The sequence below is a fragment of the Microbulbifer sediminum genome, assembly GCF_021729035.1.
GTDB classification, from domain to species: domain Bacteria; phylum Pseudomonadota; class Gammaproteobacteria; order Pseudomonadales; family Cellvibrionaceae; genus Microbulbifer; species Microbulbifer sediminum.
This window is the reverse complement of record NZ_JAJSAP010000005.1, coordinates 318,728-339,598: the sequence shown is the minus strand read 5'-3', so window position 1 is coordinate 339,598 and position 20,871 is coordinate 318,728. Positions and strand designations below refer to the sequence as shown.

Genomic DNA, 20,871 nt, shown 5'->3' with positions numbered 1-20,871 from the left:
TAGAGGAAGAATTCCCGATGCGCTACATCGATCTGCCAGAAACCGGTGATCCCGACGTCATGCAACTGGCGCAGGGGGCGCGGCCAGAACCGGGGGAGGGTGAGGTGCTGATCCGGGTCGCGGCGGCGGGCGTCAACCGGCCGGATGTGGCACAGCGCCAGGGACTGTACCCGCCGCCACCCGGGGCCTCGCCAGTGCTCGGCCTGGAGGTGGCGGGGGAAGTGGTAGCGGTGGGCAGTGGCGTGTCCCGCTGGCAGCCCGGCGATCGTGTCTGTGCACTGACCAATGGTGGTGGTTATGCCGAGTTCACGGTGGCACCGGCGGGACAGTGCCTGCCAGTGCCTGAGCCCCTGTCGATGACCGAGGCGGCAGCCCTGCCGGAGACCTGTTTTACCGTCTGGAGCAACGTGTTTGACCGTGGCAGGTTGCAGCCGGGTGAGGTCTTCCTGGTACACGGCGGCTCGTCGGGGATCGGTACTACCGCGATCCAGCTCGCCAGCAGCCTGGGAGCGCGTGTGTTTGCCACGGCCGGCTCGGCTGAGAAATGTACAGCCTGCGAGGAGCTTGGGGCCGAGAGGTGCATCAATTATCGCGAGGAAGATTTTGTCGAAGTAGTCCGCGAGCTGACCGGCGGGTACGGGGCTGACGTGATCCTCGATATGGTCGGCGGGGACTATGTAAACCGCAACATCCGCCTCGCGGCGGCCGATGGGCGTATTGTCAATATTGCGTTCCTGCAGGGCGCCGAGGTCAGGGTAAATCTCTGGCCGGTGGCCTCCAAGCGCCTGGTGCTCACCGGCTCTACTCTGCGGCCCCGTTCGGCAGAAACGAAGGCTGCCATTGCCCGGAACCTGGAAGAAACGGTGTGGCCGCTGATCCATAAGGGCAGGATGCGCCCACTGGTTGCGGCAACTTTTTCATTGGAGGATGCACCCCGGGCCCACAGGCTGATGGAATCCAGCACCCATATTGGCAAGATTGTCCTGGAACTGTAATGGGGGCCGGCGATGGGCCGCTACCGGATGTGTCCCGGCCGGCGACCTCGCCGGTAGCCACATTGGCGTAGGCCTTGTAGAGATTGCTGATCTTGCGCACATAGGCCACCGGCTCTGAGCCGCGCGCGTAACCGTAGCGGGCTTTCTCGAAGTAGCGCGGTTCCTCCAGCTTCAGCATTGCCACTTCCACGTTGTCGAACCACTTTTCCGGATCCAGCCCCAGTTGCTCGGCCAGCTTCTGGGCATCCAGCACATGCCCCAGGCCCGCATTGTAGGAGGCGAGGGCGAACCAGAGTTTTTCGTCCGTGGGCAGTGGATCGCGAAAGCGATTGCGGATCCACTCCATATATTTCACGCCGGCCTGCAGATTGCGGTCCGGTTCAAACAGGGGTGGAGGGTAGCCCATATCCTCACCGGTGCGGGGCATTACCTGCAGCAATCCCTGGGCTCCGACAGGGGACTCGGCCTTCGGGTTGAAGTTGCTCTCCTGCCACATCTGGGCCGTCACCAGCCGCCAGTCGAAGTCGTGCTTGAGGGCAGACTTTTTCACCAGCTCGTCATAGGGCGACAGGTCTTCGCCCGGTACTACACGGGCGCTGATTTTCTGTACCAGGTTTTTGTTGGGCTTGAAATAAGCCGCAAACAGTTTTTTATACTCATCGCTGCGACTGAAGCGCTTCATAAAGCGGTTGACCTGTTTTAGCAAGTCTTTATTGCCCTGCTTAATCATCCAGCCCTGTGGCAGGGGGTCGCTGATCTGCAGGCCGATCACCAGTTGCGGGCGCAGGGCCGCCTGGATGTCGGCAATATAGGTATCCTCAATGGTGGCATCGAATTCGCCTTCGGCCACTTTGTTCAGGATCGTGGCAAATGACATCTCCGGTGGTGCCACCTCGACTTCCACATCGATACCGCTTTCCTGCAGTGTGCGCGCGGTCTTGATGAAAGCGGAATAGGCCCGCAGTGTGAGCGTCCTGCCGGAAAGGTCCGCGAGTGTCTTGATTGGCGGACGACTGGTATTGCTGATGATGTTCTGCGGTGTTTCCAGGAAGGGGACACTGAATTGCACCCCTTTGTCGATCCGTCTCTGGGTAATTGTGGTGGAGGCCCCGGCAATGTCGGCCCGCCCGTCGACGACCCAGTCCACCAGGTCTTCCTCGTCGGGCACCACCACAACCTTCAATTGCAGGTCATGTTTGTCGGCAAAGGCCTTTGCCATTTCGTAATCGAACCCTCGCAGTACGCCCTTCCAGAGGTAATAGCTGATGGGACCGTTATAGGTGGCAAAACGCAGTACCCGTGACTTCTTGATGGCATACCAGTGGGAAGTCCGCTCGGGGATCTCCGTGACCAGGGTGCGGGTGAGGAAGTTGTTGACCCGGGTCTTCAGTCGTTTGGCATCGCGGCGTACTGCCCAGGCGATATCCTGGGGCTCGCTGACCTCCGCGCCAATCTTGAGGTCATCACGATATCGCAGCGTGTCCTCGGCGATGCGCTTGTGCAGGATGGTCACCGCATTGTCGACCTTGCTGACCATGTTGAACAGTGTGTCTCGTTCGTCATTGAGGTAAACCTCGCGCACACTGAGGTTGGCATCCGGGTGGGCTGCCACCAGTTCATGGGCGCGTTCAGCATAGGTGCTGCCCGCCAGCACGATCAGCTCGGCGCCGCGGAGGTTTTTTACATCGCTGATGTCCGGACCTTTGAGGCCGCTGACCAGCACATCGGAGGATTGTGACAGGGGTTGCGTGAAGCTCACAATCTCCCGCCGCGCCTCGGTGTCGGTGAAGTTGTCCACGGCCATATCGGCCCGGCCCTCATTGACCATCTCCAGGGCCTGTTGTGGCGATTCCGCAATCAGCCAGCGGGACTCGAGCTTAAGGCGCTCGGCCAGCCGGTTGGCGAGCTCGCGGTGGGTCTGTGTCACGATGGCCTTGCGCGGCAGGTAGCCCTCGTTGCCCCCGGTCAGGCTGACAAAGCGGATGACTCCACGCTTCTTCAGCGCCTCCAGGTCGCCGGTTTCAATATATTCCGGTTGGCTCTCCCGCCCAGGCTGGGCTTTTTCACTCTCTGGCTCTCGGGGGGCCGCTTTACCATCAGCCGGCGCTAGCCCGGACCTTTCGCTGATCGAGGGGCCATCGTCACGGGGGGAGTCTGCGCCCTTCCCGCAGGCGACCAGAGCCAGGCAGCTGAGCAGGGCGGTCAGGAAAATTGCGTAGCATCGCAGTGCGCACCGTGATGCTGTCTTGTCAGTCACCATCGCGAACTCCGGCAGACGTCACTGGCCCCAAGTGTAGAGTCGGGGTGCGTGCGAGCCATTTCCCGCTCATATTGCCCTGCAGCGGCAGTATCTACGGGAGTGGGTATTGAATCCGGCGGTGGTTGACGCCCTGGTCATGGGGCTTCGGAACCCCTGGCGATCCGTGTGGTAGCAGCGAGGTTGTGGATACATCTGTGACGGTCACTGGTTGCCGCTGATTGCTACCGTGTCGGCCTGGCGCTGCATTGGTTTGTGTAGCGGGGGCCAGGGGGCGGAAGTGCAGCCCCTCATGTACATCCTTCCGGGGTTGGAATGGATTGGTGGCGGATGTGTTTGCAGCGCCCCGGTTGCCGGTGGCGCTATTCGGAGACCTGCTCCACAACGGCGGTAAATTCACCGTCCGCCAGGCGGGTGTGCAGGCGTTGCCCTGCGGTGAGGCTGCGGGCCTGTTTCTGCACCTCTCCCTGTTCATTCCTGACAATGGCGTAGCCCCGTTGCAGCACCGCCAGCGGACTCACGTTGTGCAATAGCTGGCTGCTGTGCCCTAGCTGTTCCCGTCGTTTTTGCAGGAATGTTTCCATGGCGCGTTGCAATTGCGCCGCCGCCGAGCCGGCAAGCTGGCGTCGCCGCTCCAGTTCGCGCTCCGGGTGGTAGTGGGCGAAGGCCCGGCTGACCAGCTGTAATTCCCGCTGGCGGTTGTGCAGGTGCTGCTGCACCGCGCCCTGCAGCCGCAGCTCGAGGTGGTCGAGGCGCTGGGCGCGATTCTGCAGCTGTTCACGGGGGTGGCGGATGCGGTTGCGGGTGGCCTCCAGGCGCTGTCTCAGGTGACGCAGTTGTATCTGTGTCGCGCGCAGCAGGCGCTGGCGGAGGGCTTCCACGCCCTGCCACAGTTCCACCGCATTGGCGCTGGCAATTTCCGCCGCTGCGGAAGGCGTCGGGGCGCGCAGGTCCGCAACCAGGTCAGATACCGTGGTATCGGTCTCGTGACCAACGGCCGAAATGACCGGAATAGGGCAGGCGGCAATGGCCCGGGCGACGATTTCTTCGTTGAACGGCCACAGGTCCTCGATGGAGCCACCGCCGCGGCCCACGATCAGGAGGTCGTGCCTGCCAGAGTTGCCGGCGCGGGCGATGGCCGCGGCTATCTGGCCGGCGGCTTCGCGGCCCTGCACCTGGACCGGCCAGAGACCGATTTCCGCCGCCGGGTGGCGCCGCCCCAGTACGTGGATCATGTCCCGCACGGCGGCCCCGGTGGGCGACGTTACAATGCCGATATTACCGGGGAGGAAAGGCAGGGGGCGCTTGCGTGCCGGGTCGAACAGCCCCTCGGCCTGCAGGCGGGCTTTCAGCTCCTCCAGCTGGCGCATCAGTGCACCCAGGCCGGCCTCCTCCATATGCTCGACGACCAGCTGGTACTCGCCGCGCCCCTCGTAAAGGCCGACTCTTACCCGGAGCAGGACCTCGCGGCCGTTGTCGGGACGGAAGCGGACCGCCCGGTTGCGGCCCCGGAACATGGCGCAGCGCACCTGGGCGCGAGCATCCTTCAGGGTGAAGTACCAGTGCCCGGAGCTTGGGGCGGCAAAATTGGAGATCTCACCACTGACCCACAGCAGCGGAATGCTGCTCTCCAGCAGGTGCTTTACCTCCCGGTTGAGGTCGCTGACGGTCAGGACGCTGCGGTTGGGGCGGTTACCGGGAGGGTGGGATTGGTTGCCTGTGAGCATGTAAGTCTCGCCAAAGTCCTCGGGGCGGGCCAATATTGCAGTAACGCGGTGGCAGGTAAAGGTATTTGGTAAAAAAAGCAAATAGTCTTTTGACGCCGGCGATCTTGCCGCTATAATCGCGCCGATACCCAATCCCGCTATTTCGAGGTTTGAGTGTCCATGTCTGACTCTGGTCTGCGCATCGCGCGCGAAGCTCTCACATTTGACGATGTCCTACTTGTGCCCGGATATTCCGACGTCACAGCCAAGGACGTTTCCCTGAAGACCAAACTGTCCCGCAATATTTCCCTGAATATCCCGCTGGTATCCGCAGCGATGGATACGGTCACGGAATCGCGCCTGGCCATCGCCCTGGCCCAGGAAGGCGGCGTTGGTATCATCCACAAAAGCATGTCCATCGAGGACCAGGCGCTGGCAGTGCGCGCGGTCAAGAAGTTCGAGGCCGGCGTGGTCAAGGACCCGATTACCATCGAGTCCAGCGCCACGGTGCGTGAGCTGATCGCGCTCACCACCCACCACAATATTTCCGGCGTCCCGGTAATGGAAAAGGGCAACCTGGTGGGGATTGTCACCAGCCGCGACGTGCGTTTCCAGACCGACCTGGACGCCACCGTAGCCAGTATCATGACCCCCAGCGAGCGACTGGTGACCGTGAAAGAAGGCGCGGCACCGGGCAAGGTTCAGGAGCTGCTGCACCGCCACCGTATCGAGAAGGTGCTGGTGGTAAACGGTGATTTCGAGCTGCGCGGCCTGATTACCGTCAAGGATTTCAACAAGGCCGAGCAGTACCCCAATTCCTGCAAGGACGCCGATGGGCGCCTGCGAGTGGGGGCCTCTGTCGGCACCAGCCCGGACACCGACGACCGCGTGGCGGCGCTGGTGGAAGCCGGGGTGGACGTGCTGGTGGTGGATACCGCCCACGGTCATTCCCGCAATGTGATCGAACGCGTGCGCCGCATCAAGGAAATGCACCCGCAGGTGGACGTGATCGGCGGCAATATCGCCTCCGCAGAGGCCGCGAAGGCGCTGGCAGAGGCAGGCGCGGATGCTGTGAAGGTGGGAATCGGGCCCGGTTCCATCTGTACCACCCGTATCGTGACCGGTATTGGCGTGCCGCAGATTACCGCCATCGCCGAGGTGGCCAAGGCGCTCGAGGGCACCGGGGTGCCACTGATCGCCGACGGTGGTATCCGGTTCTCCGGAGATATTTCCAAGGCCATCGTTGCCGGTGCCCACTCCGTGATGATGGGTTCGATGCTCGCAGGCACCGAGGAGGCGCCGGGCGAGGTTGAACTCTTCCAGGGGCGGACCTACAAGTCCTACCGCGGCATGGGTTCCATGGGTGCCATGTCCCGAACCCAGGGCTCTTCGGACCGCTACTTCCAGGATGCCAGCAAGGGCGCCGAGAAACTGGTGCCCGAGGGCATCGAGGGCCGCGTGCCCTACAAGGGTCCACTGTCTGTCATCGTGCACCAGATGATGGGTGGCCTGCGCTCCGCGATGGGCTACACCGGCAGCGTGGATATCGAGACCATGCGCACCCGGCCCCAGTTCGTGCGGGTTACCGCAGCCGGTATGGGCGAGTCCCATGTGCACGACGTGCAGATCACCAAAGAGGCGCCCAACTACCCTGTCGGTGGTCGTTGATAGCCCCTTTATTTGAGCAACTATCATGATTGATGGCGAGCGGACCCACGGGGTCCGCTCGCAGTTTCTGGGCCTCCACCCTGTAACAATCGAGTAAGCCATGTCCCAAGATATCCATGCCAGCCGAATCCTGATTCTCGACTTCGGTTCCCAGTACACCCAATTGATTGCCCGTCGCGTGCGCGAGCTGGGCGTATTCTCCGAGATCCGCGCCTTCGACATGACCGACGAGGAGATCCGCGAGTACAACCCGCAGGGCATCATCCTGGCCGGCGGCCCGGAGTCGGTACCGGAAGAGGGCTCCCCGCGGGCACCGGGCGCGGTATTTGAACTGGGGGTGCCGGTTCTGGGTATCTGCTACGGCATGCAGACCATGGCTCATCAACTGGGCGGTGCGGTGCAGGGCAGCAATATCCGTGAATTCGGCTATGCGCAGGTACGGGTTGAGGGCAGCTCCGCGCTGCTCGATGACATCAAGGATCACCTGGATGGCGATGGCCACGGGCTGCTGGATGTGTGGATGAGCCACGGCGACAAGGTTGTGCAGATGCCGGAGGGCTTCGAGCTGATGGCCTCTACGGATTCCTGCCCGATCGCCGGTATGTATCATCCCGAAAAGCATTTCTACGGTGTCCAGTTCCACCCCGAGGTGACCCACACGCTGCAGGGCATGCGCATCTATGAGCGCTTCGTCATCGGCCTGTGCGGGTGTAAGAAGCTCTGGACCCCGGCAAACATTATCGAGGATTCCATCGAGAAGGTCCGTGCCCAGGTGGGCAAGGACAAGGTGTTGCTGGGCCTCTCCGGCGGGGTGGACAGTTCGGTGGTGGCGGCGCTGCTGCATAAGGCCATTGGCGACCAGCTCACCTGTGTGTTCGTGGACAACGGCCTGCTGCGCAAGCAGGAGGGCGACCAGGTGATGGAGATGTTCGCCGACAACATGGGCGTCAAGGTGATCCGCGCGGACAAGGAGGACCTGTTCCTGTCGCGCCTGGCGGGCGAGGACGAGCCGGAGGCCAAGCGCAAGATTATCGGCAATACCTTTATCGAGGTGTTCGACGAAGAGGCGGCCAAGCTCAGGGATGTGAAGTACCTGGCCCAGGGCACTATCTACCCGGACGTGATCGAGTCCGCAGCGGCCAAGACCGGCAAGGCCCATGTGATCAAGTCACACCACAATGTCGGCGGCCTGCCGGAAGAAATGCAAATGGAGCTGGTGGAGCCGCTGCGCGAGCTGTTCAAGGATGAGGTGCGCAAGATCGGCCTCGAGCTGGGCCTGCCCTATGACATGGTTTATCGCCACCCCTTCCCGGGGCCGGGTCTCGGCGTGCGCATCCTCGGCGAGGTAAAGAAAGAATACGCCGACATCCTGCGGGAGGCGGATGCTATCTTTATCGAGGAATTGCGTAACGCGGACTGGTACCACCAGACCAGCCAGGCGTTCGCTGTGTTCCTGCCGGTCAAGTCCGTGGGCGTGGTCGGCGATGGGCGTCGCTACGAGTACGTGGTGGCACTGCGCGCCGTCGAGACTGTCGACTTTATGACGGCCCGCTGGGCGCACCTGCCCTACGAACTGATCGAGAAGGTGTCCAACCGCATCATCAACGAGATTGAACATATTTCCCGCGTCGTCTACGACGTCTCAAGCAAGCCACCCGCCACCATTGAGTGGGAATAATTGAGGGGGCAGCGAGGAATCTCACCTCGCTGCCCTGCGCCTACCTGCCGGACTTACCTGTCAAGACTTTCCACAAGATTCCTTCCCGCCCGTCGTCGTTGGATTTAGCGCGTCCTGTTGCTAATCATATTTCATTGACTTCTCTAACTTGTTGATTTTTAACAGTTTATCGCTTTGGTTAAATTTTCTTCACAAAGAGGTTGCAGCCGGTTCATGCGGCTTGGCGGGATTTTCCCGATACTTGCTCACAGAGATATCCACAGAATCTGTGGACTGCGTAGACTCATGAATGGCATTTGTCCAATAAGAAAGCGGGAGTCGTTTACAGGGTCGGTCGCGGCATGGGGATGCCGACTTGGGCAATGTGCGCAGCGCGCCGGGAGATCCCCGGCGCGGCATGGAGTGGGATCAGCGGAAGCGCATTTCCACGCGGCGGTTCTGGGCCCGGCCGGCTTCTGTGTCATTCGGTGCCACTGGCTGTTGCTCACCATAACCGTTGGCTGCAATGCGGCCGGCATCGATACCATTGCTGATCAGGAAGGCCCGCACGGCATTGGCGCGTTTCTGTGACAGGCGCAGGTTGTAGTTGTCGTTGCCGAGGCTGTCGGTGTGCCCGGCAATCTCCACGGCCGAGCCGGGCTGGTTGCGCAGGGCCCGGACAGCCTGTTGCAGGTCATCGCGGGCGGCGGGGGTCAGGCGATCGGAATTAAATTCGAAGCGCACGTCCTCGAGGGTGATGGTCTGGTTGGCGATCACGCAGCCCTCGCTGTCCACCTGGGCGCCGGGCAGGGTATCGGGGCAGCGATCGTCACGGTCGAGCACTCCGTCCCCGTCCGAGTCCGCCATATTGACCTCGACCGGGCCGCGTTCCGGCGGTGGTGGGGCCAGGGCGATGACGGGTGGCGGCGGGCAGCGGAGTGGTATGCTTATCCCAAAGCCCAGTTGCCAGTCGTTCCGGCCATTCTTGAAAAAGTCGTGGACGTAGCGCACCTCTGCCCGCAGGCGGATACCGCGGCGGGAGATTTCCTCCGTGGTAATCCCGGCGGCCAGGTTCGCAAAGCCCTCGGTGTCATCGTCGACGTCGGGAATTACGTCGTTACGGGCGACGCCGACGCCGGCAAGCAGGTAGGGCGTATAGGCCTGCCGGTCGCCAAAGTGGTACGAGACATCAAATCCCACGCCGTAGTTGTAGAAATCGGTGAATTCATTGTCGGTTTCAAAAATGGCGCCGAAAACCTGTACCTCGTTATACCAGGGGCCCTCGTAGCCCCAGCCATAGGCTGCCCGTAATCCCAGCGCGTCGGGGTCGGTATTGCGTTCGCTATCGACACGGGAGAAATAGGGCAGCAGGTCCAGGTAGCCATCTTCAGGGCCCGCAGCGCCGGCTGGCAGGCTGGTGGCGATGGCCAGGGATAGCAACAATGGGCGTGAAATCTGCATCGGGTGACTTCCTTGTTGGAGTTATTGGCGTCATTCCGCGGTGCGGCCGATTCCGGCAAAATTTTTCTGTCAGCACCGCGCCTTTGAGTTATTTAGTCCAGACGCGTCAGTTATCCAAGTAATTGGCGCAGAAGCGGTCATTTTTAATGACACAAGCGCAGAGAGGGGGAGAGGAGGCAGGTGGGGTGTGCCGCCGTTCCGGGCAGTGGTGCCCTGGCGTTGCGTCGGCACAAAGGGTTGAGTCAGGTTGGCTTACTGCAGCTGGTGGCGAAAGCTGATCAGGGCTGCGGTGACAGCGACGTTGAGACTCTCGACGTCATTGTGCATGGGGATGCGGATGCTGTTCGAGCACTGCTTTGCCACTGCATCGCTTACACCATGGGTTTCGTTACCGAGGACAAAGATATTCGCCTGTCCGGTGCCGATGCCCGCCAGGGTTTCACTGGCGTGGGAGGAGAGCCCGTATACCCGTGCGCCGCTCTCACGGAAACGGGCCAGGGCGGGGCCAAGCTCATCGCAGCGCAGCAGGCGAGTCTTGAACAATGTGCCGGTGCTGGCCTTGATGACCAGCGGATCAATCTGGGCACAGCCCTTGCGTGGCAGGATGATGCCGTCGATGCCCCCGGCGCAGGCGGAACGGATGATCATGCCCAGGTTCTGGGGGTTGGTGATCCCGTCGAGGGCCAGCAATTCATAGTGGTTGCCCTGTCGCTCCTGGAGGAAATCTGTGGCGTTCCCATACAGCGGCGGGGCCAGGTCCAGGGCAACTCCCTGGTCCTGGCGCGCATTCCTGGAAATGCGCGAGAGTGATTTGCGGTCGTGGTGTGCAACCTCGATGTGCCGTTCACCGGCCAGCTGTTCGATACGCGCCATCACCGCGTCCCGCCGGTTGCTCACGGCCAGGTGCAGCTTGTGGACCGGCAGGGAGAAATCCTCCAGTGCTTCCAACACCGGCTTGCGTCCGTAGATGGTTAGCAGGCTGTCGTAAAAGGCCTTTTTGCGGCGATATTCCGGCGAATCGTTCAAGGTTCTTGTTCACTCAATAGTTGTTCTAGCCTGGCTGCGCTGTCGCGATCCAGATGGCCGCGCTGCGCAACTTGCACGCAGGCTCGCCCCAGCTGTCGGTAGCATTGCAGCAGCACCGGATCCGTGGCTTCGAGGGCAGCCAGGTGAGCCTGTACGGTATCGATATCACCGCGGGCGATGGGGCCGGTGAGGGCGCCTTCGGGACCCAGGCGCAGGTTGTTTTCCAGGGTCTGGGTGGCGATTGGGCCCAGCATTGCCAGCGCCTGCTCACGACCGATGCCGGCGCGCTCGTAGGCTCGCAGGCTCAGGTCGAGCAGCGCGGTGAGGTAGTTGCAGCCCAGCACCGAGGCGGCGTGGTACAGGGATTTGTCAGCTCCCGCCAGTGACAGCGGCCGGCAGTCCAGGGCCACAAAAGCTTCTTGCAGCAGGGTGACCGCGGTCTCGTCACCCTCGAGGGCAACCGTGCTGCCGGCCAGAGTGTGCAGGGACTGCTGGGGCTCGGCGAAACTGTGTACCGGATGGGCGCTGGCCAGTGCCGCCGGGTGGCAGGGCGCCAGGGTCGAGGCATCGAGAGCGCCGCTGCAATGAAACACCACCGCTTCGCGCGCCAGTCCGGATGTGGCCAGCTCCCGGGCCGCCGCAGCGATCTGGCGGTCACCGGTAGCCAGCAACCAGCAGTCCGCAGGGGGCATCTGTGCAATGTCAGTGAAAACCCGGGGCAGTGCCCCCGGGTTACCGGCAGCAATAAATTGTGCTGCGGCCCGGCTGCTGCCTTCGCTGCGGTTGCAGACGGCCTGCACCCGGAAGAAGCCATTTTCCTGCCACAGGCGACCGAGGGTGCGGCCAAGCCTGCCGGCACCGACAATATTCAGCGTGCGCATCAGTTGCCGGCGAGACAGTTCAGGTAAGCGTTCACCGCATTGCCCAGGCCCATGGCGATGGCGTCCACCGTCAGCGCATGGCCGATGGAGACTTCCTGCAGGCCGGGCAGGTTGCGGTAACGCGGCAGGTTGATCAGGTTCAGGTCGTGCCCGGCGTTGACCCCCAGCCCCTGCTGCAGCGCGTGCTCGGCGGCAGCGCAGTGGGCGGCGAAAATGCTGTCGAGTTCCGGGCTCTGGCTGGCCACAGCCTCTGCATACGGGCCGGTGTAGAGCTCGATACGATCCGCGCCGACCTCGCGGGCCAGGCCGATCTGCTCCGGATCCGGGTCCATGAACAGGCTGACACGGATATTGGCAGCCTTGAGCCTGGCGATGATCGGCTCCAGCCTTTCACCGTCACGGCGCAAGTCAAAACCATGGTCGGAGGTCAGCTGGTCGTTACTGTCGGGAACCAGGGTGCACTGGTCCGGGCGGGTTTCCAGCGCCAGTGGCAACAGGCCCGGGTAGTCGGCCAGGGGCTCGGCAAACGGGTTGCCCTCGACATTGAACTCGACGCCATTCAGTGGGCGACACAGCTCTGCCAGGTCGCGCACATCACCCGGGCGGATATGGCGCTGATCCGGGCGCGGGTGCACGGTCAGTCCCTGGGCGCCGGCATCCAGGCAGACGCGACCATGGGCGACCACATCCGGGTAGTTCCCCTCGCGGGAATTGCGGATCAGGGCGATCTTGTTGAGGTTTACGCTGAGGTCAATCACCGGTTACTCCTGGTCCTTGCTGGCGACAGTGCTGTCGTCGATGCGCTTCGCCTCGAGGATGCGCACGGGCGTGTTGGGAGCGTCGGGGAAGGCGCGATAGAGGCCCCGCGGCTCCTCACCGATCCGGTCGACCACTTCCATGCCACTGACGACCTTGCCGAAAACCGTATACCCCGGTTTGTCCGCGCTGCCGTCCAGCCGTGTATTGTCCCCGTAGTTGATGAAGAACTGCGAGGTTGCGCTGTCAGGCTCTTCTGTCCGGGCCATCGACAGGGTGCCGCGCACGTTCTGCAGGCCGTTGTCGGATTCGTTGACCACCGGCTCGCGGGTCTCTTTCTCCTGGAAGTCGAAGGTATGCCCCCCGGTCTGGGCCATAAAGCCCGGTATTACACGGTGGAAAATTACCCCGTTGTAGAAACCACTGTCCACGTACTGGAGGAAGTTTTCCACGGTCGCGGGGGCTTTATCGGCGTAGAGCTCCACCCGCACGGTGCCCAGGTCGGTCTTCAGCTCCACCAGCGGCCGCTTGTCGTCGGCCAGGGCCGCGATGGCCACCAGCGAGCCGAGCAGGGCGGTGGCAATTGTCTTTATCATTTTTACCAACTCCTTGGCTGGGGCGGGCTACTGGGGAGCCCGCCACGATCAGGTCAGTTCGCCCATTCGGAGCGGCGCCGGCGGGGCCGCAAGTGCGGGGCGATCATCGCCAGAATAGCACCCAGGCCGACCGACATGGCACCGTACATATACCATTTATGGCTTTCACTGCCGGACAGGCGCTGGATTTCCGCCTCGGCCATGGCCTGTTCCTGTTTCAGCAGCTCGTGCTGGTTGAGCAGCTTCTGGTGGCGCTGGTTGAGGGCCACGGCATCGGCAGAGAGTTTTTTCAGTTCCTTGAGTTCCTTCGCCAGCTGCGCGGACCTGGCTTCCTGCTTGTCCAGGGCGGTCTCCAGTTGCTGGTTCTCGGCTTCCAGGCGCCGTACCTCGCCGCCCAGGTTGCCCTCCATCTTCTCGAAACGGTCCAGGTTGGCCTGGGCACGCTCCAGTTTGATCGAGGCGACTGGATCGGATACCAGGTACTGGCGGCGTACCCAGCCCTCTTCTCCACCGGGGGTGCGCACGCGCGCCCAGCCTTCCTCCGGCGCGTCCTCAAGCAGTGTCAGTTTGGTGCCACTGGGCAGGCCGCTGTTGAGGATGCGGAACTGGTTGCCTTTGCCGGAGCGCAAGGGCACGTGCAGCTGGTCAGTAATATAGCGGGTGCCACCGCTCTGTGCGGAGGCGGGCAGGGTGGTGGCGAGCAGGGCCACGGCGAGCAGGCTGGTCAAGGATTTCATCATTTTGATACAGCTGTTTTTATCGTTGCGTGAATTGAAACGGTTTGGTTGTCGGGCTTGCCGGTCAGGGCAGCACCAGCTTGTAAGGCTTGACGGTAACCGAGGCGTAAACCCCGGCGGCCATATAGGGATCCGCGTCCGCCCAGGCGCGGGCTTCCTCCAGGGACGGAAACTCGGCCACGACCAGGCTGCCGGTAAAACCGGCTGCGCCAGGGTCCTCGCTGTCGACGGCCGGGCAGGGGCCGGCAATCAGCAGGCGGCCCTCATCCTTGAGGCGATTGAGCCGCGCCAGGTGTTCCGGGCGCGCGCTCTTGCGTTTCTCGAGGCTGTTTTCCACATCTTCACTAATGATTGCGTACCACATGAATTAATGTGCTCTTCTATCCGTTGAAAATTATTGGAATCTGGATGTCTATTGCTGGGTGACGATCTCTTCCAGCTTCAGGCCCGTCAGCTTGCCGATCCGCCGGAACAGGAAAAACAGCACCAGCATCAGGATTACCGTCGCAGGCAGTGCGATTACCGGAAAGCTCAGGGCTGTCATCTTACCCAGCTCAGCATTGAAGGCCTCGGTTCCCGGCGGGCTCTGCAGCAGGACCTTGGCGAGGATGTAGTTAAGCGTCGAGGACAGGAAGAAGGACCCGGCGATCATCCAGGAGGCCTGTTGCAGCGTGCGCTCGAAAGCGACTTCATTGCCCTTGCCGGCGAGTGCCTCGGCCACCTTGGCGGTGTCGAGGATGCGGTCGTTGTACAGCAGGGTCCTGACCAGGGGCCAGGGAGTATACAGTGAGGCGACCGTGGCGATTCCCAGCAACCCGGGAATGGCCGCTTCCTTGATGGCGATATATTTGGCATCCAGCTCCAGCAGGCTGATGCCGCCGGTCAACAGGATGCTGATCACGCCCAGGGCAGAGAAAAAGTTGACCTTGCCCGAGCGCATCAGGTCGCGGGCGCCGTAGGCCAGCGGAAAGGCCAGGGCTACCACGATCGCCCATTTGGTGCCCAGCCAGTCATCGCCAGACAACTTGGTCAGGATCACGGTGGGAATGACAATATTCAGCAGCAGGTTCGCGAGCAGGCTCTCCCGCTCGGGCTTCCGGGCCCCGGTCGCACCCTCGCGGGGGGCGGTTGAACTGGAATTGGTTTCGGTCATGCTCGGTTCCGGTGATAATGCCACGACAGCCGGCTGCAGTTCCTGCGCAAGATAAGGCCTGTCGACCGGCCGTACCCCTTGTGGAGGTACAATGAATGATGCCCGGGTTCCGATTCCGGGACCGAAGGGTCAGTGTGCCCCGGGGCTTGTCCCTCTTCCGGCCAGGCCGCGACAGAGGCGCGACTGAATCAAATATGACAACGGGGCCGGCTGGAAGTTCCGCTTTGGGCGGTGCTGGGCCGGCACTGTCCGGCCGGGGGATACCCGGGAGAAGTTCAATGGCGACAACACTTTCCACTCCTGCCGAGCTGGCCACAGCGGGCCGGGTGGACCTGCACTGCCACAGCACGGCGTCGGACGGTATTTTAAGTCCTGAGGCGCTGGTGTCGAGGGCGAAATCCCAGGGAGTTTCGCTGCTGGCTCTCACCGACCACGATACAGTGGCCGGACTGGCCGCCGCGGAGGCTGCGGGTGAGGCCGAGGGAGTGGCAATAGTGCCCGGAATTGAGCTGACTGCCAGCTGGGGGCGGCGCCAGGTGCACATTGTCGGCCTGAACGTGGATGCTGCGGCCCCGGCCCTGCGGGGCGCCATCGAGCAGCGGTGGCGGCTGCGCCGCGAGCGCGCCGCCCGTATCGCCGCCTGCCTGGAGAAACGCGGTTTCAGCGGGGCCCTGGCCGGCGCAACCGGAGTCGCCGGAGACGGGGTGCTGGGGCGGCCACACTTTGCCCGCTGGCTGGTCATGGCGGGACACCTGGAGAGTGAGCAGCAGGCATTCAAGCGCTACCTGGGCGCCGGCAAGGCCGGCGATGTCAGGGTCGAATGGCCGGACCTGGCTCAGACCGTCGAGTCGATCCGGGCTGCCGGGGGCACGGCAGTCCTTGCCCATCCACTGAAGTACGGTCTTACCAGGACCCGCCTCGGGGCGTTGCTGGAGGCCTTCCAGGACCTGGGCGGCGAGGCGGTGGAGCTACTGTGTGGGCGCCAGAACCCGTTGCAGACCGCCGACCTGCGTCGCCTGCTGGAGCGCCATGGACCGCGGCTGCGGTGCTCTCTGGGCAGTGACTTCCACCGCCCGGACCAGCCCTGGCGGGAGCTGGGCTGCGTGTACCTGCCGGCGGACGTCGAGCCGGTGTGGAATCTGTGGCAAACTAGCGCGTCCGAGCGGGCCCGGGGCCCGTTGCAGCATTGATCAGAGGGGGGGGAATAGTGGCGCAGTTTTTCCAGATTCATCCGGAGAACCCACAGGGTCGGCTGATCAGCCAGGCCGCGGACATCGTCGCGGCCGGGGGGGTAATCGTGTTCCCGACGGATTCGGCTTACGCCATCGGTTGCCGGTTGGGGGAGAAGCTGGCGCTGGAGCGCATCCGCGCGTTGCGGCAACTGGACAAGCGGCATAACTTTACCCTGATGTGCCGGGACCTGTCCGAGCTGGCCAGTTACGCCAAGGTGGACAACCAGATGTTCCGGTTGCTGAAAAACCACACGCCGGGCCCCTATACCTTTATCATGCCGGCCACCGCCGAAGTGCCCCGCCGGCTGATGCACCCGAAGCGCAAGACCATCGGCCTGAGGGTGCCGGACAACGCCATCGTGCAGGCACTGGTGGAGCGTCTCGGCGAGCCGCTGATGAGCTGCAGCCTGATTATGCCCGGCGACACCCAGCCGCTGACCGATCCCTATGATATCCGCGACACCCTCGAGCACCAGGTGGAACTGGTTATTGACGGTGGCTTCTGTGGCCTGGAGGCGACTACCGTGGTTGACCTGACCGGGGATGAGCCGGAGCTGGTCCGGGAGGGCTGCGGCCCGCTCGAAGAAATTTTCGGTTGAGGGGCCCGGTGCAGACCGCCGTACCAATGTATAATCCCGCGTTTGCGTTTTCGAGGGGTGGGCAGCGTGTCCAGTGAAGAGTTGATTGCCGAGGCCGAGGAGCAGGTGCTCGCCGAGATCGCCGAAGCCGAAAAGAGCGAGGCGGACGGCGGGAATGCCCGCGATACCGATGCGGCCACCCCCGCGGGCGATGAATCGGAACCCCGGGGTACTGGCGATGGCCACCCGCGCCAGGACGAAATGCCATTCGCTATGGTGCAGGGGCAGGCATTCACCGACCTGCCTTCCGATCTCTACATACCCCCCGATGCGCTGGAAGTGATCCTCGAGGCATTCGAGGGGCCATTGGACCTGCTGCTATACCTGATCCGGCGCCAGAACCTGGATATCCTCGAGATCAATGTGGCGGACATCACTCGGCAGTACATGGGGTACGTGGAGATGATGACCGCCATGCGCTTTGAGCTTGCGGCGGAGTACCTGGTGATGGCGGCCATGCTGGCCGAGATCAAGTCGCGCATGCTGTTGCCGCGGCCACCGGCGGCGGAGGAAGAGGAGGGGGAGGATCCCCGTGCCGCGCTGATCCGGCGGCTGCAGGAGTACGAGCGCTTCAAGACGGCGGCGGAGGATATCGACGAGATGCCCAGAATGGGTCGCGATATCCACCAGGCCGCCGCACAGGCCCCGGATCGCAACATCACCCGCCCCGACCCGGAAGTGGACCTCAAGGAGGTCATGGTGGCGCTGGCCGAGGTGCTGCGCCGGGCGGATATGTTTGAGAGCCACCAGGTGGAGCGGGAAAAGCTCTCGACCCGCGAGCGCATGACCCAGGTGCTGGACAGGATCCGCCACCGCCAGTTTGTGCCCTTTGTCAGCTTGTTTACGGTGGAAGAGGGACGCCTCGGCGTGGTGGTCACCTTCCTGGCGGTAATGGAGCTGATGAAAGAGTCACTGGTTGAGCTGGTACAGAACGAGGCGTTCGGCCCCATTCACATACGTGCCGCGGGGCAGGAGCCGGACCAGGTGACCGAACCGGTCGACGAGGACCCTCGCCATGCCGGCGAAGAAGCTGTCGACCTGGTGCCGGAGTGAGCCCGAGGCGGATAGCGCCCGGACACAGACCATAGATATTGACAGGCCCGCGGCGGGAGCCCGCGGGCCGGTTGGACCAGAGAAAGAGAAATGACCATCGCCCCCGAATTGCTGCGCCGTATCGTTGAGGGCGCCCTGCTGGCAGCGGGACAACCGCTGAACGAAGACAAGCTGCTGTCCCTGATCGACGAGGGGGAGCGGCCCGAGAAGAGCGAACTGCGCCAGGTGCTGCAGGATATCGCCGACAGCTGTGCCGAGCGCGGTTTCGAACTGCGCCAGGTGGCCAGCGGCTGGCGCTACCAGGTGCCCGAAGACCTGGCACCCTGGGTCAATCGCCTGTGGGAGGAAAAACCGCAGAAATACTCCCGTGCCATCCTCGAGACGCTGGCGATCATTGCCTACCGGCAGCCGATTACTCGGGGTGATATCGAGGAGATTCGCGGCGTCGCGGTCAGCTCCCATATCGTCAAGACGCTGACGGAGCGCGGCTGGATCAAGGTGGTGGGGCAGCGGGATGTGCCGGGCAAGCCCTCCCTGTATGCGACCACACGGGAATTCCTGGACTACTTTAACCTGCGCAGCCTCGATGACCTGCCCACCCTGGCAGAGATCCGCGATATCGAGAGCCTGAACCAGTCGCTCGACCTGGGCGACGGGACGCCGGTGAAGCAGGCCGAGGGGGAAACCGAAGCCGCCGGGGAACAGGGAGCGGAGCCAGCTCCCAGCGACGAGGGCAGCACCGAAAGTGGTGCCGGGACTACGCCGGAAGCTGCTGCTGCAGATGGGCAGGCTGCGTCACCCGGGGATGAGACCGAAGCCGCCGTACCCGGCCAGGTTGGTCCTGCCGAGGAGGCGGGCGACAGCACCGCTGAGGCAGCTGCCGTTGCTGACAGTGAATACGACAGCTCGCCCGGCGAGGGTGAAACCGCGGAAAGGGCGATTTCGCCCTTGTTGCCCGATGATGAGGAGAACCCCGACGGCGGGGAGCCGGTAGCTGCCGGCGACAGCACCCGCGACGCGGACACCGGTGCGCCCGCTCCGGATGAGGATGCGCCAGAAACCGCGTTCCCCGGTCAATCCCGGGACGAACTCGCTGCCGGGGAGGAATCGGCAGAAGTGGCGGACAGCGGCGATACTCTCCATGAGAGCGTCCCGGACAGTGACATGGGCGAGCCAGAGCCTGTCGCATCGCAGGCCGGGGAGGGGGATTCCATTGCGGCTTCCCTGCCGGCCAGCACGCTGTTTGGTGGCGCCGCGGACTCCGGGCAACCGGAAGCTGAAACAACAGATGAAGCCGAATCGCAGGAAACTGTGCAACCGGAAACCACGAATTCATGAGTGAAGGTACCGTGCCTGCAGGCGAAAAACTGCAGAAAGTACTGGCCCGCGCCGGGCAGGGATCCCGACGGGAAATGGAGCGCGCCATCGAGGCTGGCAGGGTAACCGTCAATGGGCAGGTGGCCAAGCTGGGTGAGCGGGTTACCGATGAGGACAGGATTGAGCTGGACGGCAAGCGCCTGGCTCTCCAGGAGGAGGAGCGTTGCCGCGTGATCCTCTACAACAAGCCGGTGGGTGAAATTTGCTCCCGACACGACCCGGAAGGGCGTCCCACAGTCTATGACCGACTGCCACGCCTGCGATCCGGTCGCTGGATCTCGGTCGGCCGCCTCGATTTCAATACCAGTGGCCTGCTGCTATTTACCAACAGCGGCGAGCTGGCGCACAGGCTGATGCATCCCTCCTCGGTGATCGACCGGGAATACCTGGTCCGCATCCAGGGGCAGGTGGACGACGAGATGAAAGAGCGTTTGCTCACCGGCGTGCTGCTGGATGATGGTGTCGCCCGTTTTACCGATATTGTTGAGAGCGGTGGCGAGGGCAATAACCGCTGGTTCTATTGCGTGGTGATGGAAGGCCGCAACCGGGAGGTCCGGCGCCTGTGGGAATCCCAGGGGGTGCGGGTCAGCCGCCTCAAGCGGGTTCGCTATGGCAATGTATTTATCCCCTCACAGGTGCGTGTCGGCCAGTGGATCGAGATGGAGCCCTCGGATATCGATGACCTCTGTGTCACAGCGGGGCTGCCGAAGCTGGGGCAGCGCCCGTTGACCCAGGCCGAAAAGCAGAGCCTGCAGCGACAGCGTCGTAAGTTGCGGAAGCCGCGGGCGGCGCCACGGCGCCATCCCCAGCAGGGCAGGGGGGGTAATGGCAAGCCCGGGGGCAGGGACTGACAAGTGACCGCTGTTCGGCCCGCTACCGAGAACGGACGAAAAAAAGCCCACTTGTGTGGGCTTTCGTATCTCAGCGGTCGTGGCGGTTTTCTTCCAGCGTTTCCTCGCCCTCTTCCTCGATAATCTCGGTCTCCATTCCCTCATCCATATCGCCGGGGTCGGTCTCCATGCCGGAATCGCCGCCGGTTTCCGGCGCCAGGGCCTCATCGGAGCCGCTGTCGATCTCCGTCCCGGACGCCGGCAGGTCAGTGGAGGACTCGATGTATTTCTTGAGTTTATTCAGGCCCCGCTCGTAGGAATCGCTCACCATATCCTTGACCACCAGGCCCATCCAGCGGGCAATGGGGCCGCTGCCCATGTCACTGCTGAACGTCCAGGTCACATTGGTACCGCTGCCCTGGGGTTCCAGTTGCAATTCGGCCATGGCCGTACCCTGGGCGCCGAAATCCAGGTGTGTGCGCACCATTGAATTGGGCTTGCTGTCGATGATGGTCTGGCTGCCGCGACCGACATTGGGGTTCTCGCTGCTCCAGGACATCTTGTTGCCGACGCCCTCGGTTGGACCACTGATGATGTAGCTGGTGGTGGGGTCAATGGAGTACCACGGTGACCAGTTGTTGAAGTTACGCAGGTTATTCAGCGTGGGGAATATCGCTGCCGGCGGCTTGTTGATATAAACACTGCGTTCAACGGTAACCTCGCGAGGAAACAGGAAGCCGGCCAGAACCAGCAGCACGAGCAGTCCAATGATGTAAAGTATCCAGCGCATATACAGGGCCTTTTTGATTATCGATCCTATCCGGCCTGGTGTATCAGGCCGGCCCGGT

18 protein-coding genes and 1 pseudogene are annotated in these 20,871 nt (G+C 62.9%); 8 read left to right on the top strand and 11 right to left on the bottom strand.

From position 1 onward, the window contains the following. Positions 1–17: 17 nt before the first annotated feature. Entirely contained in the window at positions 18–995 is a 978-nt protein-coding gene (locus LVD11_RS10865) for an NAD(P)H-quinone oxidoreductase (RefSeq protein ID WP_237058905.1), read from the top strand. Positions 996–1,233: 238 nt separating this feature from the next. Here the strand turns inward: LVD11_RS10865 and LVD11_RS10860 are convergent. Beyond that, positions 1,234–3,255: pseudogene (locus tag LVD11_RS10860) on the bottom strand (transporter substrate-binding domain-containing protein); the annotation flags it as partial. Positions 3,256–3,614: 359 nt separating this feature from the next. Then, entirely contained in the window at positions 3,615–4,979 is a 1,365-nt protein-coding gene (xseA, locus tag LVD11_RS10855; RefSeq protein ID WP_237058903.1) for an exodeoxyribonuclease VII large subunit, read from the bottom strand. Positions 4,980–5,138: 159 nt separating this feature from the next. On the opposite strand from xseA, the gene guaB reads away from it, so the two are divergent. Continuing rightward, positions 5,139–6,626, top strand: a complete 1,488-nt coding sequence (gene guaB, locus LVD11_RS10850; protein WP_237058902.1) for an IMP dehydrogenase — start codon at positions 5,139–5,141, stop codon at positions 6,624–6,626. Between the two features lie 100 nt (positions 6,627–6,726). Further along, entirely contained in the window at positions 6,727–8,304 is a 1,578-nt protein-coding gene (gene guaA, locus LVD11_RS10845; protein WP_237058901.1) for a glutamine-hydrolyzing GMP synthase, read from the top strand. 408 nt (positions 8,305–8,712) lie between these two features. On the opposite strand, the gene LVD11_RS10840 is transcribed toward guaA, so the two are convergent. The 8 genes from LVD11_RS10840 to LVD11_RS10805 all read right to left on the bottom strand — a co-directional run bounded on the left by LVD11_RS10840 (position 8,713) and on the right by LVD11_RS10805 (position 14,893). Then, positions 8,713–9,744 (bottom strand): OmpA family protein, encoded by a 1,032-nt coding sequence (locus LVD11_RS10840; protein ID WP_237058900.1) that lies wholly within the window; start codon positions 9,742–9,744, stop codon positions 8,713–8,715. 252 nt (positions 9,745–9,996) lie between these two features. Continuing rightward, a complete protein-coding gene (locus LVD11_RS10835; RefSeq protein ID WP_237058899.1) occupies positions 9,997–10,770 on the bottom strand; it encodes a TrmH family RNA methyltransferase in 774 nt (257 codons plus the stop codon). Next, positions 10,767–11,651 carry a Rossmann-like and DUF2520 domain-containing protein gene (locus LVD11_RS10830; RefSeq protein WP_237058898.1) on the bottom strand — a complete coding sequence of 295 codons (885 nt, stop codon included), beginning with the start codon at positions 11,649–11,651 and terminating at the stop codon, positions 10,767–10,769. The genes LVD11_RS10835 and LVD11_RS10830 overlap by 4 nt, the downstream gene beginning before the upstream one ends. Then, the gene (locus tag LVD11_RS10825) at positions 11,651–12,409 is read right to left on the bottom strand and encodes a pyridoxine 5'-phosphate synthase (protein WP_237058897.1); all 759 of its coding nucleotides are present in this window, start codon (positions 12,407–12,409) and stop codon (positions 11,651–11,653) included. Before LVD11_RS10825 ends, LVD11_RS10830 begins: the two co-directional genes overlap by 1 nt. A gap of 3 nt (positions 12,410–12,412) precedes the next feature. Next, on the bottom strand, positions 12,413–13,003 hold the full coding sequence (locus LVD11_RS10820; protein ID WP_237058895.1) for a peptidylprolyl isomerase: 591 nt from the start codon (positions 13,001–13,003) through the stop codon (positions 12,413–12,415). A 53-nt stretch (positions 13,004–13,056) separates the two neighbouring features. Continuing rightward, complete coding sequence (locus LVD11_RS10815; RefSeq protein ID WP_237058893.1) at positions 13,057–13,743, bottom strand: TIGR04211 family SH3 domain-containing protein; 687 nt, start codon at positions 13,741–13,743, stop codon at positions 13,057–13,059. Between the two features lie 61 nt (positions 13,744–13,804). Then, entirely contained in the window at positions 13,805–14,104 is a 300-nt protein-coding gene (locus LVD11_RS10810; protein WP_237058891.1) for a YciI family protein, read from the bottom strand. Positions 14,105–14,152: 48 nt separating this feature from the next. Then, positions 14,153–14,893, bottom strand: coding sequence for a VC0807 family protein (locus LVD11_RS10805; RefSeq protein ID WP_237058889.1), 741 nt, complete (start codon positions 14,891–14,893; stop codon positions 14,153–14,155). A 278-nt stretch (positions 14,894–15,171) separates the two neighbouring features. Here LVD11_RS10805 and LVD11_RS10800 point away from each other — a divergent pair, with 278 nt between their 5' ends. The 5 genes from LVD11_RS10800 (at position 15,172) to rluB (ending at position 20,044) form a co-directional block, all read left to right on the top strand. After that, complete coding sequence (locus tag LVD11_RS10800; protein WP_237058887.1) at positions 15,172–16,083, top strand: PHP domain-containing protein; 912 nt, start codon at positions 15,172–15,174, stop codon at positions 16,081–16,083. A gap of 17 nt (positions 16,084–16,100) precedes the next feature. Then, positions 16,101–16,724 (top strand): L-threonylcarbamoyladenylate synthase, encoded by a 624-nt coding sequence (locus tag LVD11_RS10795; protein ID WP_237058885.1) that lies wholly within the window; start codon positions 16,101–16,103, stop codon positions 16,722–16,724. A 66-nt stretch (positions 16,725–16,790) separates the two neighbouring features. Then, positions 16,791–17,816: a segregation and condensation protein A gene (locus tag LVD11_RS10790; RefSeq protein WP_237058883.1), complete on the top strand. Its 1,026-nt coding sequence runs from the start codon at positions 16,791–16,793 to the stop codon at positions 17,814–17,816. 90 nt (positions 17,817–17,906) lie between these two features. Continuing rightward, positions 17,907–19,154 (top strand): SMC-Scp complex subunit ScpB, encoded by a 1,248-nt coding sequence (scpB, locus tag LVD11_RS10785; protein ID WP_237058881.1) that lies wholly within the window; start codon positions 17,907–17,909, stop codon positions 19,152–19,154. Continuing rightward, positions 19,151–20,044 carry a 23S rRNA pseudouridine(2605) synthase RluB gene (gene rluB, locus LVD11_RS10780; protein ID WP_237058880.1) on the top strand — a complete coding sequence of 298 codons (894 nt, stop codon included), beginning with the start codon at positions 19,151–19,153 and terminating at the stop codon, positions 20,042–20,044. The genes scpB and rluB overlap by 4 nt, the downstream gene beginning before the upstream one ends. Before the next feature lie 70 nt (positions 20,045–20,114). Here rluB and LVD11_RS10775 read toward each other — a convergent pair whose 3' ends face one another. After that, positions 20,115–20,813: an SRPBCC family protein gene (locus LVD11_RS10775; RefSeq protein ID WP_237058878.1), complete on the bottom strand. Its 699-nt coding sequence runs from the start codon at positions 20,811–20,813 to the stop codon at positions 20,115–20,117. Between the last annotated feature and the right edge of the window lie 58 nt (positions 20,814–20,871).